This window comes from Serratia sp. NA_13, from assembly GCF_052691735.1.
Map to the genome: position 1 here is coordinate 1 of NZ_JBQZFV010000027.1, position 13,374 is coordinate 13,374.

The 13,374-nt window shown below is 55.9% G+C and carries 12 protein-coding genes and 1 pseudogene; 3 read left to right on the forward strand and 10 right to left on the reverse strand.

The window, feature by feature from the left end; all coding sequences use genetic code 11:
- Nucleotides 1-85: 85 nt before the first annotated feature.
- Nucleotides 86-1,588, reverse strand: a complete 1,503-nt coding sequence (gene pitA, locus ACUTSU_RS22270) for an inorganic phosphate transporter PitA (protein ID WP_445652727.1) — start codon at nt 1,586-1,588, stop codon at nt 86-88.
- 299 nt (nt 1,589-1,887) lie between these two features.
- Between pitA and ACUTSU_RS22275 the strand changes: the two genes are divergently transcribed.
- A complete protein-coding gene (locus ACUTSU_RS22275; protein WP_445652726.1) occupies nt 1,888-3,087 on the forward strand; it encodes an NAD(P)/FAD-dependent oxidoreductase in 1,200 nt (399 codons plus the stop codon).
- A 189-nt stretch (nt 3,088-3,276) separates the two neighbouring features.
- Nucleotides 3,277-3,468, forward strand: a pseudogene (locus tag ACUTSU_RS22280) (DMT family transporter); the annotation flags it as partial.
- On the opposite strand, the gene ACUTSU_RS22285 reads toward ACUTSU_RS22280, so the two are convergent.
- Nucleotides 3,465-3,887: an Lrp/AsnC family transcriptional regulator gene (locus tag ACUTSU_RS22285; RefSeq protein WP_445654735.1), complete on the reverse strand. Its 423-nt coding sequence runs from the start codon at nt 3,885-3,887 to the stop codon at nt 3,465-3,467. The pseudogene ACUTSU_RS22280 and the gene ACUTSU_RS22285 sit on opposite strands and share 4 nt — an antisense overlap.
- Before the next feature lie 143 nt (nt 3,888-4,030).
- Between ACUTSU_RS22285 and ctlX the strand changes: the two genes are divergently transcribed.
- The gene (gene ctlX / locus ACUTSU_RS22290; protein WP_445654736.1) at nt 4,031-4,957 is read left to right on the forward strand and encodes a citrulline utilization hydrolase CtlX; all 927 of its coding nucleotides are present in this window, start codon (nt 4,031-4,033) and stop codon (nt 4,955-4,957) included.
- On the opposite strand, the gene ACUTSU_RS22295 is transcribed toward ctlX, so the two are convergent.
- From ACUTSU_RS22295 to ACUTSU_RS22330, 8 genes are all read right to left on the reverse strand, one after another.
- Nucleotides 4,949-5,560, reverse strand: coding sequence for a response regulator transcription factor (locus ACUTSU_RS22295; RefSeq protein WP_445652724.1), 612 nt, complete (start codon nt 5,558-5,560; stop codon nt 4,949-4,951). The genes ctlX and ACUTSU_RS22295 overlap by 9 nt on opposite strands.
- A gap of 2 nt (nt 5,561-5,562) precedes the next feature.
- Nucleotides 5,563-7,197, reverse strand: coding sequence for a Wzy polymerase domain-containing protein (locus ACUTSU_RS22300; protein WP_445652723.1), 1,635 nt, complete (start codon nt 7,195-7,197; stop codon nt 5,563-5,565).
- A gap of 23 nt (nt 7,198-7,220) precedes the next feature.
- Nucleotides 7,221-7,760, reverse strand: a complete 540-nt coding sequence (locus ACUTSU_RS22305) for a fimbrial protein (RefSeq protein ID WP_445652722.1) — start codon at nt 7,758-7,760, stop codon at nt 7,221-7,223.
- Between the two features lie 18 nt (nt 7,761-7,778).
- On the reverse strand, nt 7,779-8,783 hold the full coding sequence (locus ACUTSU_RS22310) for a fimbrial protein (protein ID WP_445652772.1): 1,005 nt from the start codon (nt 8,781-8,783) through the stop codon (nt 7,779-7,781).
- A 14-nt stretch (nt 8,784-8,797) separates the two neighbouring features.
- The gene (locus ACUTSU_RS22315) at nt 8,798-9,412 is read right to left on the reverse strand and encodes a fimbrial protein (RefSeq protein WP_044554827.1); all 615 of its coding nucleotides are present in this window, start codon (nt 9,410-9,412) and stop codon (nt 8,798-8,800) included.
- Nucleotides 9,413-9,423: 11 nt separating this feature from the next.
- Nucleotides 9,424-10,149 carry a fimbrial biogenesis chaperone gene (locus ACUTSU_RS22320; RefSeq protein ID WP_445652771.1) on the reverse strand — a complete coding sequence of 242 codons (726 nt, stop codon included), beginning with the start codon at nt 10,147-10,149 and terminating at the stop codon, nt 9,424-9,426.
- Between the two features lie 49 nt (nt 10,150-10,198).
- Nucleotides 10,199-12,700, reverse strand: coding sequence for a fimbria/pilus outer membrane usher protein (locus ACUTSU_RS22325; RefSeq protein ID WP_445652721.1), 2,502 nt, complete (start codon nt 12,698-12,700; stop codon nt 10,199-10,201).
- Nucleotides 12,701-12,799: 99 nt separating this feature from the next.
- A complete protein-coding gene (locus tag ACUTSU_RS22330; RefSeq protein ID WP_445652720.1) occupies nt 12,800-13,351 on the reverse strand; it encodes a fimbrial protein in 552 nt (183 codons plus the stop codon).
- Between the last annotated feature and the right edge of the window lie 23 nt (nt 13,352-13,374).

Sequence of the window (13,374 nt, forward strand, 5' to 3'; positions counted from 1 at the left end):
CAAAGCAGGAAAAACCACGCTTTTTCCTGCTTTGTCAGCAACCTAAGGCGGCCACCTGGGCCGCCTTTCACATGGAGCAAACTGCTTAGATCACCTTAAGCGCCAACCAGTACAGCGAACCGGAAAGCAGAATCGATATTGGCAGGGTCAACAACCAGGCCAACAGGATATTCTTCACGGTTTTGCTTTGTACGCCGCCGCCGTCCACGATCATGGTCCCGGCTACTGCCGAAGAAAGCACATGGGTGGTGGAAACCGGCATACCGGTATAACTGGCGACACCAATCGATAAGGCTGCGGTCATCTGAGCCGACACGCCCTGAGCGTAGGTCATGCCCTTCTTACCGATTTTCTCGCCAATGGTGGTGGCAACACGCTGCCAGCCGACCATGGTACCGAGTGACAACGCCAGAGCAACCGCGACGATAATCCAGATCGGTGCATACTCAACGGTTTGCAGCAGATCCTGACGCAGGTTTTTCAGGAAACGTTGGTCCTGGCTCGAGGTTTCCGGCAGCTTGGCAATCTTGTCTGCGGTGTCTGTTACGCACATCAGCAGGCGACGCAGGTGGCTGCGCTGTTCTACCGAGAGTTGATCGTAACTTTGCAGATTGTTCAGCAACCCGGAGGTAAGCTGAATGGCCGGCATGGCGCGGGCACTGTCACAGTGGAACTCGACGGGTTTATCCGGCGATACGTCCTCGTCCGGGCTTGGCACCAGCGGAGTGAGGGCGACCACGTGCGATAGGGCATCGCTGTGCTGCTCGTAATATTGCTGTAGGTGGGCCACGGCATCACGCGTACGGGTGATGTCATAACCGGTTGCATTCATATTGAGCACGAAGCCGGCCGGCGCAACGCCGATCAGCACCAGCATAATCAAGCCGATACCTTTCTGGCCGTCGTTGGCGCCGTGCGAGAAACTAACGCCGATAGCCGACAGGATCAGAGCGATACGGGTCCAGAACGGCGGCTTGCGTTTGCCGTCGACCTTTTCACGTTCCGCAGGGGTCATGTGGATACGCTGGCGTTTCTTGGTGCCACTCCAATAGCGGCGCAAGGCAAACACCATCAACCCGGCGACCATCATGCCAACCAGCGGCGAGATGAGCAATGACAGGAAAATACCGATCATTTTCGGGACGTTAAGCGCATCCACCACCGAAGTGTGGGTCATCAGTGCGTTGGTCAAACCCACACCAATAATTGCGCCAATCAGCGTATGAGAGCTGGAGGCCGGCAGACCGAAATACCAGGTGCCGAGGTTCCAGATGATAGCCGCCAGCAGCATGGAAAAGACCATGGCTAATCCGTGTGCTGAACTGACGTTCAACAACAGATCTGTTGGCAACAGGTGAACAATGGCGTAAGCAACACTCAAACCACCGAGCATTACGCCAAGAAAGTTGAACAAACCAGCCATCACGACCGCAAGTTGCGAGCGCATGGCACGGGTATAAATTACTGTAGCAACCGCATTGGCCGTATCATGAAAACCGTTAATGGCTTCATAAAACAACACGAACAACAATGCGAGAATTAACATCAGGCCGGTATGGAAATCCAGGCCAGCGAACAAATGCAGCATAAGCGTTACGCCAGTTTGTGGACATGAACGCCGCGCATTATCCGTGACAACCGGGGCTGGGGAAAAGGAAAATATGACGTTTTTTTGATTTAGATATGACGAAATGATGGCGTTGCCATGACAAAGATATGAAATATCAGCGCGTTATGCTGTTTGGCCCGCTGTAATATTTTCTTACTATGGCGTTGTCGGCGCCATGGCTTTACAATCTGCCGCCGTAAAGTTGCCGGTTACCGGTGGCGATTCGGCGTAATATGGCGGCCTTTTGTCGCGATTGTGGTTTTTATAGAGAGGCGCAGGTGGAACAGTTTGATGTCGTGGTGATAGGTGCGGGCGCAGCGGGTATGTTTTGCGCGGCGCAGGCAGGGCAACTCGGTCGCCGGGTACTGCTGCTAGACAACGGCAAAAAACCGGGCCGCAAAATCCTGATGTCCGGCGGCGGACGCTGTAACTTTACCAATATGTACACCGAACCGGCCGCTTACCTGTCCAATAACCCGCATTTTTGTAAATCGGCACTGGCGCGTTACACCCAGTGGGATTTTATCGATCTGATTAACCGCCACGGCATTGCCTACCACGAGAAAACGCTCGGGCAGCTTTTCTGCGACGACTCGGCACAGCAGGTGGTCGAACTGTTGGTCAAAGAGTGTGAACTCGGCCAGGTGACGACGCGCCTGCGCAGCGAAGTACTGGCGGTGGAAAAAACGCAGGAAGGATTCGAACTGGCGCTGAATGGCGAGAAGGTGAGTGCTCGCTCACTTGTAGTGGCCAGCGGCGGTCTGTCGATGCCGGGACTGGGTGCGACGCCGTTTGGCTATAAGCTGGCGGAGCAGTTTGGCCTGAAAGTGCTGCCGACGCGCGCCGCTCTGGTGCCTTTCACGCTGCATAAACCGCTACTGGAACACCTGCAAACCCTGTCTGGCGTCTCTGTGCCGGCGGTGATCACTGCCGAAAACGGCGTCAGCTTCCGCGAGAGCCTGCTTTTCACCCACCGCGGCCTGTCCGGCCCGGTGGTATTGCAGCTTTCCAGCTACTGGCAACCTGGTGAGTTTGTAAGTGTTAACTTACTCCCTGCGCTTGATTTGGCGGGATTCCTCAACGAACAACGCCAGGCACACCCGAATCAAAGCCTGAAAAATACCCTGGCATTGCACTTGCCGAAACGTTTGGTGGAGTGCCTGCAGACGTTAGGGCAATTACCGGAAGTCACGCTGAAACAGTTGAACCCGACGCAGCAGGCTGCGCTGGTAGAAACCTTGCAGAATTGGCGCGTGCAACCCAACGGCACCGAAGGCTACCGCACGGCGGAAGTGACGCTAGGGGGTGTGGATACCAAAGAGCTGTCTTCCAAGACGATGGAGGCCACCAAGGTACCGGGTCTGTACTTTATCGGCGAAGTGGTGGATGTGACAGGGTGGTTGGGGGGCTATAACTTCCAGTGGGCCTGGAGCTCGGCCTGGGCCTGCGCTCAGGCGCTGGCAGTACAGGGGCAGTAAAGCCTGGCGAGTGGCAATATAGATTGCGCTTCTGCCAGTTGATGGGAGGCGCTTTTATCTAAATCCGATTAATTCAACAAAGCCGTAATGGGAACCATTTTCATTAAATACGCGCAGGTCTATCAGTGCGATAAACTTCATCTTATTACATTAATAGTGATATGCATTTCCTAGTTTTTCTTTGCTAAAGCAATCAGGGCCATTCCCCTGGGCATTGCTTATGCGCTATGGGAAGGCATTGGCATTGTGCTGATCGTTTCTTTGAGTTATCTGCTGTTTAATGAGTCGGTATCGCCCCCCAAGCTGTTGGGTTTTTTATTCATTATCTGCGGTATTGCCTGTTTAAAATTTGGGATAGTCAAACCTGCCGTGAACCGTTAAGCCTTATGCGTCGACAGCAGGATGCTGGTCTCGGTGCCGGCAATGCCGGCAATGCGCCGGATGCGGCCCAAAATTTTATCGAAGCTCTCCAGGCTGTCGGTGCGGATCTCCACCAGAATATCCCACTTGCCGTTGGTGGTGTGCAGGGTGAAGACCGAAGGTTCACCGCGCAGTTGCTGCAACACGCTGGGTGCCTTGGTGCCTTCTACCGCCACGCACATCCAGGCGCGGATGCGGTTATGCTCCACGCCCGGTTTAATGCGGATGGTATAGCCGGTAATGATCCCCTGTGCCTCCAGTGCCTCAATTCTTTTTTGCACCGTAGCGCGGGAAACCCGCACCTTGTTGGCGAGCTCGGTGATGGAGGCTCGGGCGTTTTCGCGCAGCAGCGCGAGGATTTGGCGATCGGTATCATTCATGTTGGCAATGTGTCAATGAGTTGTGGCAATTTGTAAAAATATAGAGCAATTTAATCGTTTTTCACACTGACTGGTTTCAAATTGATTATCCATAATGGTGTCACGCCAGCCCCTGGCTAATCCTGAACCCGGTGATAAATAACATGCAAACCACCCAATCCGTTTTTATGATCAGGCCGTCTGGCTTTACCGCTAATCCGGAAACCCGGCACAGCAATTTTTTCCAGAAAATCACCGAGGAACATGAGGATCATGCTGCTGGGGCCGTCATTGCCTTTAACGGCTACGTTGATGCATTACGGCAGGCCGGTGTCGACGTCAGGGTGATGGATGAGATTGAAGGACAGGAAACCCCGGACGCATTATTTCCCAATAACTGGATTGCCCTGATGGCGGACGGCACCTTGTTCACCTTTCCGATGGAAGCCGTCAACCGACGACGAGAGCGTCGCCAGGACATTATTGCGCAGCTCGCCAATGACTTTGTGGTTGAACGGCGTGTCGATCTTTCTGCCCACGAGCTGGCCGGGCGCTTTCTGGAAGGCACCGGCTCGCTGATCTTGGATCGTCAACACCGGCTGGCTTACTGCTGCCAGTCGTCCCGCAGCTCGCCGGAGGTTGGCCACGAATTTGAGCGCCACTCGGGTTATCAGATTGTCTGGTTTGACGCCGTGGATGCTAATAATCAGCCGATCTATCACACCAATGTGATGATGAGTGTCGGAGTGCAATACGCCATAATTTGCCTTGAAAGTATTCGCAGCGAGGCGCAAAAAAACGCGCTGGTCGCAACGCTGGAACGCAGCGGGAAAACCATTATTGACGTCAGTTTCACTCAGATGGAAGCCTTCGCCTGCAACGTACTGGAACTGCGAGCCGGGGACGATTGCCCGGTCTATGCCATGTCGACCCGCGCCTGGGCCAGTTTCACCCCGCAACAGCAGGCGCTGATAGGCGACTATGCCCGGCTGGCGCTGGGGCCAATTGACATTATTGAAGATCTTGGCGGTGGTGGCGCACGCTGCATGCTGGCGGAGATTTTCCTGCAAAAGAAACCGCTGTCAGTTTAATCCCATCTGATTTAACAGCATTTTGTTCAGCTCGGTGTTTTTGCGCACATTCAGTTTGCGCATCGCCGAGCGCTTATGGGCGCTGATGGTCTTCTGGCTGCGGTGCAGCATACCGGCGATGGTGCAGGCGGACATGCCGGTGCTCATCAGTCTCAGCACTTTCTTCTCGCAACTGCTTAGGGCGGCGATGCGACACTGCCGACATTTCCAGATACCGCTTGCATGCAATGCCACCCAGGGTTGTTGGCAAAACTGTTCCAGCGCCATCTGCAATTTGTTGCGGATCGTCGCGGTAGTGTCACGACGGTTAATGCTGAACAGCGCCGGATGGGCGTGTGAATAACGGGTGTCGCGATCATCAAGGATCAGCACAGTCATTTGCCGGTGACGAGGTGTCTGGTGCGGGCTTTGATAGCAACGTGCGCAGCCGCAAGCCTCTTCCAGAGTACGAAACACGATTTCTATCGGTTCCAGATTTTGCAGATCGACCGAATATCTACGGCTGCTGGTGTTCAGGTCATACAGATATCCTTCCAGCAATAGCCGTAAGCCGAATTGATAAAAGTTATCGCTGCCCAGTAGGGTGAACTGAATATTAAGCATGATTACTCCTCAAAACGCATATCGTGCGGGAACAGTCGACGAGCCTGATGTTGCAGTTCGGCGGCCCGCTGGGGTTGTTGCAGTAGGCGGCTGACCGTCACCAGATTGATGTAGATATTGGCGTCTGGCCGCACGCGGATTTCGTTTTCTGCCCATTGCCGGTAATTCAGCAACGTGGCGGCATCGCGGGTTTGCGGATATTGCAGCAGCCGCTGTAACTGGACGTCGTAGTCATAACGTACCTGCCAGGGCGTCGGCGTTATCACCCGGCTCATGGGGCCAAACTGCCGCAGGCCGGTTTTCTCTACCGCAGTAATGATCAGCGCACTGTGCAGACCGTTGAGCAGATAGGGCAGGATCAATAAGGCCGCGGCACCGGTGAGCAGACGCACTGTCTGTTGTGGCCGAAGAGGCAACCGCCAACGGCGGCGTATGTCACCCGCGCGCAAGATTGCCAGTAGCAGCACGGCGTGGGCAGCGGAAAGATAAAGCGGGTACTCCACCATCATATGCAACAGGATCGGCAGTGCCGCCATCCAGGGGGCTGGGCGCAGTGGCAATACTCGGGTGCGTTGCAGTAAGTGCCATAATCCCCAGCCAACCATGGCAATGCCGCTCAGGCTTAGCAGGCCACCTTCGATGCCCCACAGTAAAATTTCGTTGTGCGGGTGGCTGATGGCGACGCTTTCCATTCCGCTATTGCGGGTGGTGTAGAAATGATGCAGGAAATCGTGCTGAAAATGGCCGTAACCCCAGCCAAACAACGGGCGTTCGGCGATCATGCGCAGGGCTTCTTGCCAATAAGCCAACCGGTAGAAAATCGGCTCTGTCACTGTGACCGCCCGCGTCGCCCCGTTGAGCTGCACCAGCAGTAATCCGGCGGCTACCCCGGTCAGCAGCAGCAACAGGGAGAGGGTGGCGCGGCGGCGATTAAGGCGATATAGCATCCACAGTTGTAGCGGTGACAGCAGCAGGGCAGCCAGTAGGCCGACGCGTGAGGCAATAACGACCAACAACAGCGGTGCCAGCAGCAGCATGGCGGCGGCCAGCCATTGAAGACTGCGCGACAAAGTGCGGCGGGTGCTCAGCAGATACAGTGCCAGCGCCAGGCCGGTAGCCATAAAGCTGGCCATCAGGTTCCACTGCTGGAAGATACCGTAAGGGCGGTTTTTCAGGCTGTTATAGCCGATCCAGTTGCCCGGCTGCAGCAGGCTGTATTGCACCAGGCCGAACAGGGCCTCGATCACCGTTGCCGCCAGTAACAGAGTCAGCAGCCTGCGCCGCCCTTGGCGATCGAGCGGGATCTGCAACAGTGCGAAGTAGGCCATGATACCCAGCGCCAAACCCATCAGGCGCGGTAGGACTTCGCTTAGCCAGGGTTGTTGCGCCCACAGCAGCGGCAAAAATAAAATCAGTCCCCCCAGCGCCAGCCGGTTAAAAAAGCCGGAGACCGCCAGCGGCGGTCGGCAAAACAGCATGGTGCCGAGGCTAGTCAGGGCGATAAATATCCCCCCGACCAGATTCCACGGCAGATAAAAACCGCTGCCGCCGCGATTGGGCCAGTAAATATGCATGGCAATCAGGCAATAAAACGCCGCCAGCCCGAATAACCAGGCTGTTTTGGGTTTGGATATCATCACTATTCCTGCAGACGCCGGGCCTATTGGTAGGCCAGAACGAAATTGGCCACCGAGCTGAACTCGCCCTCGGTAATAGTTTTATTCTGTATCGCGCTGGGGTGGCCCTGCACATAGGCGGTGAAATTCAGAATATTGGCGCCGTCCTGCAATGCCATCGCGCTGGTGGCCTGGTTCAAATCAATATCGGCCCCTTTGCTGTCAAACAGGGCGATGGCGGCACCGTTGGTGCCGTTATTAATCGCCAGCTTGCCAGGTAGCTCGCTGTCTTCGGTACCGCTGAAGGTGACATTGACGGATTTGAATACCGACGTTTTACAGTCGGTCAGCTTGATGTTGAACGGCACCGGGGTGCTATGGCCGTAGCGGTATAGCGTTTTGACGATAATCGTGTCCATCTTCACCAACTGATCGGCCGATTGCGGCTCAATATTGCACGGCCGGCTCACCACGGTGCCGTGGAACTGCAGCGGAGAACCGACCAACTCGGTATCTGCCAGAGCCGGCAATGTTGTAAACCAAAAGGGCGTGCAACTGAGCATCGCTAAAGCGCGTAAACGCATCGTCTGTTTCTCCCTGAATTACTCGAAGGCTGCCACAATGGTGGCTGAGGCGTTAAATTCCCCTTCCGCGATTTCCTTGCCGCCGTTGGCCAACGGTGCGGCAACTAAATTCCAGCTACCGCCGTTACCGATATTGGGCACCGGGTAAAACTCATTCGGGATCACCAAGCTACCGTTATGTTTGATCTCGATGCCGAGATCGGTTTTATCGGTTTTAAACGCGTTGTTGCTGAAAGGCGCTGGGGTACCGGAGACCGCCAGCTTGATATTCAACGTGCCGTCCTCAAAGCTGCCGCCTTCACACTGGAAGCGCACCGGAATGTTTTGTGGATAACTGGTGCCGTTCAGGTTACTGCCGCTGATTTCACCAAATTCGACGCTGATCAGCTGGCCTTCATTCACCACGCACTTATCTGGTACATACAAAATGGCGGACTGAATAAATACCTGCGCCATCGGGTTAGGGCCAAAGCCTGCGTCGGTTGACCCTAACCGGCCATACATCTCGATGATTTGCCGGTCGTTAATCTGCACGCCATTGATGATTTTTTTGCGTACCCGGAAGGTGATTTTTCCTTTGGAGCCACTGCCATAGTTATTGACCTGCAAATAAGGCGGTTTGCAGGAGTGCTGGTTGAGCAGATTGGACTCGTTATAAAACGGTACGGTGATATAGGCGTTTTTATTGCCGGCGATCCAAACTTCGGCTTTCAAGTCCAGGAAGTCATTCAGTTTTAAATAGCCATTGCCGTATTCGGACGCAGGCAATGCCGAATCCGACTTATAAAAGTGTGGGCTAACGGGGATCGGGGTGTCGCAATAGACCTTGCCGGTATAAGTGCCGCCTAACGAATAGGGAAACTCTTTGGTAAAACCGACCTTGTTGGTGATATTGCTTTCATTCAGGTCGATATAAAACTGTTTCGCTCCGCCGTCCGGCGTGACATAGCCGTTGGCCCACACGGCTGGAGCCGTCAGCGCCAGTGCCAGCGGCAGGCAGGAGTTAAGGTAGGTTTTTTTCATCACGTTTGTGAACCTCACAGGTAAATCACCTGAATGTGCGCTACGCCGGAAAAACCGGCCGCCATCACCGCCCGCTGCGTGGATTCCACGCTGGCGCTGAACCACAGCGTATTGCTGCCGGGCTGCAGAATGTAAGGCCGGCTCTGCTGGTTGAGCGATAGCGCATGGCCCTGCTGATCTTTCAAACGCAGGCCGATGCCCTGTACGCCGCCGTTCAGTTTCAGCAGGTCAGGGTTGTTGATATCGCTTTCGCCGAGAAACACCAGCGTGGCGGCCTGTTCACCCTGCAAATAGAGCTGCCCGGCATCGCCGTTGCGCTGTCCTGCCGGGTTATCTGCCAAGGCTTTGGCCCCCAGCAGGCAGTTGCGGAAAGAGAGGCGAAAACGCACCGGCGTGCTCTGATCGCCGGCGTTTTGAAAATCGCGCGCGTTAACATCACCCAAATCAATCGACTGATCCTGGCTGTCCGGCGTCAGGCTGCACGGGGAGCTGAGCAGGCCGCCATGAAAGCTGACGGTGCCGGTGGTGCCTTGGATCACGCCCAGTGGCGTTGCCGCCGTCGCGCTGCCGCTAACCAGCAGCGCGGCGATCAGCAGGGGCCGCAGGCGGCCGCCGGTGAATTCAGCCATGCGGAATCTCCTTATTTTTTGGTCTCGGGCACGGCGTTGCATACGCTGCCGTTACAGGCGAAGCGCAGCTCCGGGTGACCGCCGTAGTCATTGATATAGGTGACGACAAAGCTGTTGAGGCCGTTGTCACTCAGCTTGAGGGTTTCGCTGGATTTCGGTTTCAGCATCACTGGCTGGAAGCCACCCAGTGCGCCGCCGCCCTGTTTCTGCGTCTGACGGGTCATCCCGGTCAGGGTGATATAAAACGGTGTTGGGTTTTCAACGGTGAAACCACCGACACTTTTGTGAAACACCAGCTTCTCCTGCCACACTTCTCCTTTTGGTGCGACGATAGCCTTCGGGCGATAAAACAGTTTGATCTGGGTTTGCAGCGCCAACTGCATCACATTGGTTTTGCTGCTTTTTGGCGGGATCTCCCGCAGGTTGAAATAGAACACCGACTCGCGATCTTGCGGCAGATTATCGGCCTCCGGCGTCTTGGTGATGCGCACCACGCTGCGTTCGTTGGCCTCTACCCGTTGCAACGGCGGCAACACCACCAGCGGCGAGGTGATTTTCTGGTGCTGCTCGTTTTCCAGCCAGGACTGCGCCAGGAAAGGCAGTTCTTTGTTTTCATTGACGATATTCAGGCTGATCGATTTCGCGTCGCTGAGGTAAACGGCACGGGTGCGATCCAGCGATATCGCCGCGTTGGCGGCGGGGATTGCAGCGGCTAATGCCAGGCCCAGCGTGGCCATTTTTGCTAACGGAACGTTGTTCATAATCATCAATTCTCTGCGTTACGGATTACAGTTTGGCGCACGGCAGCAGTAGCTGATCCAGCGGCTTGGCGGCGCCCGGTATGACAATGCGGCACTGACGCTGGCCTTCCCAGGCGACGTCCAGTTGCTCTTGCGGCTGCACGCCAGTCAGGTAGACCGAGCCACCGTCGTTCACCACGGCCACTTCACGGCCACGCTCGCTCAGTACCGTGGCACCGAATGGTGGCTCACTGCCGTCGGCAAGTTTGATGGTGGCCAGCAGCTTGCTGCCTTTTACCACCTCAAAGTGGCGATAGCCGATGGCGCCTTCGGTCAGCGTGCCCTGGACGACGGCTCGGGTGGCTTCCACGTCGTCCGCCAACGTATTGACGTCGATGCGGGTGTCGGTGTTGTAGTAGCTGGTGATGTCGGAGATCACCGCCAGGCCGAAGCGGTTGCTGTAGGCGCGGCCGTTGTTGATCGGCACCCCGGCGATGCCGTCGGTATCGAGCATCATTCGGCTACCGCCGTTACTGGAGTTCTGGTGTGCGGCTACGCCATGTCGGGTAGCAGTAATGCCGCTGCGGAAGGTGCCGCCGAGCGACGAATAGCCGTCCTGTTGATAAGAGGCGCTGGCGTTGAGCGAGCCAAACGAAGCGTTATGGCTGTAGTAACCCCGGGCCAGCGATTTGCCGGCCTGGTTAAAGCCACCGCTCACCTGCCAGGTGTTGTTCGGATCGGTGTAGTCGTTGTAAGACGCCATCTGCGTCACGTCACTGTTGCTGGTTTGCAGCGAGTAGCCGATACGGCGGCGATCGCCAATTGGTACGCTGAAGTTCAGCATCACGCTGTCGTCGTTGCGGCCGTGATAAGTCGTGCGATAGGCCGACAGCGATGCGGTGATGTTGCTGATATCGCCGACGCTGAACAATTTGCTGGTGGATAACCCGTAACGATCCTGCGCCCTGGCATCCCAATAGGTTTGGTGCGAATAGGTCAGGTAAACGGTGATCGCCTTGGCGCTGTCTTCCGCCATAAAGGTTTTACTGGCGGTAATGGTGTATAGCTCTTTTTGCCGTCCGTCGTAGCGCTCGTCGTCATCGTTGTAGCGTTCCTGCAGATACTGCGACATTTTCATGAATTTGCGCTGTGAGAAGCGGTAGCCGGCAAAGGTGATCTGGCTGTTCATCTCATCAAAGCGCTTGGCGTAGTTGACCTTGAACGATAGCCCACTGGCAGTCGGCTCATTGGGCAAGCGAGCGATAGACTGCGTCACGTCCGCCGACATGGTGCCAAACACGTTCAGGTCACGGCCCAGGCCGAGTGCCCAGGCGTTGTAATCGCCGCCAAGCAACGCGCCGCCGTACAGCGACCAGGCGCTGGTTAACCCCCAGGAGAAATCACTGGCGGAGAACAGCGGCCCTTGGGTACGGTGATCGTAAGTCGAGGGCTTGCCCACGGCGACGTTGTAGCGGACATAACCGGGGCGCGTCAGGTAAGGAATAGTGGCGGTGTCGACCTGGAAGGTCGATACGCTGCCATCCTGTTCTTCTACCTTCACATCCAGCCGACCGCGTACCGAACTGTTGAGATCCTGAATGGCAAAGGGGCCCGCAGGCACGGTGGTTTCATACAGCGTGCGGCCTTCTTGCGACACGGTTATCTTGGCGTTGCTTTTGGCAATGCCGCGCACTTCCGGCGCATAGCCCTGCAGGTTTGGCGGCAGCATGCGCTCGTCGCTGGCCAGATTAATGCCGGTGAAGCGGTAGGAGTCGAACACGTCCGAATCGAGGAAGATTTCGCCGAGGGTCAGCTTGGCGGCCCGCATCGGCAGTGCGCGATAGGCGTAAATCTGGTTCCAGTCGAAATTGCTGTCACGCTGACCGGCCTGCTGATTGTAATTGGCTTGATAATCGGCGCGCAGACGCCAGGCACCCAGGTTGGCGCCGACCGTCCCGTAGCTGCTGAGGTTTTCTGCGGTGTTGTTATTGTGGCTCTGCTTACCGACCTGGCCGCTGATGCTGTAGTCCAGCAACAAACCAGGGATGCCGTCATCCCACTGTTCCGGTGGTGTCCAGTCCGGATCGGAATATTTCATCCAGGCCTGTGGAATAGTGATCGCCAGCACGCCCCCGCCAATGCGGTCGGAAATGGTCGCTCCTTTGATGCCACTGATATCGGCGCAGCCGTTGTCGTGCCACAGAGTGATTTTTTTGAGGACTTCTTCTTTCAGCGCCATTTTCTCGACCAGATCCGGCGGTAAACAGACGCGAGAACGATCCTTTTTGTCTGGCGACGGGTAATACTGGATGCTGCGCTGCGGCAGAGTTTTCTGGTTGATCTTGATATCCAGCAGATAGGCACCCGGCATGACGTAATCGGCGTCGGAAAAACGCGATAAATCCACTTTGCTGCGATCGCCAATATCTAATACGTCGGTATTAAATTCCGTGGCGGAAAAAGCCGAATGCGCCCAGAGGAAAGATAGGATGACGGTGAGGGGTATTTTTTTCCGTGTCAGTAATGACGTCATAGAATAATCACTCATGGCAAATCCGCGCTCAATAGCAGGTCATCCTGTACGACCTGAATACGTAATACGTGATGTCATTCAGTGCCCTGTGAAAGGCACCCACCTAACGAGGCGCTACAGATAAGACAGGGTGAATTTCGCCAGAGAGCTGAATCCACCGGCTCTGGCCCTGTCAGGGTTAATACGTAGCTGAGCGCTAAAGCGCAGCGTATTGTCGCCGGCGACAATCTGATAATCCGCCGTGGTGCTACCCAGCGGGATCGGGGTACCGGCAGCGGTCAGCAGCTCAATGGCCACGCCTTTCGCTTCGCCGTAAACGGCCAATAACTCGGGATCCCGGCTGTCAGCCGTGCCGTCGAAGGTGACGGTGGCGGCGCGGTAGATAAAGTCGGGTTTTACCTGGCTGGCCAATTCACAATTCACCAGCTTGATCTCAAAGTTGCGGCGGCTTCCAATCAGTACCGGCTGCGTATCCAATGCGGCGTCGGTCATGGATATCAGCCCGAAATCAACGGTCTGGTCCAGGCTTTCGCCGGCAATTCCACAGGGAGTTTCGACGATCTCGCCGCCCAGGTTTAGCGTGCCGTGGCCCTGATTTTTTGCCTTCGCTTCGGCGCTGCAAACGCTGAGCGCGATAAGCACTACGCCCCAAATCCGCTTGGTCATGCTGGCTCTCCCTGTTGCCGTTG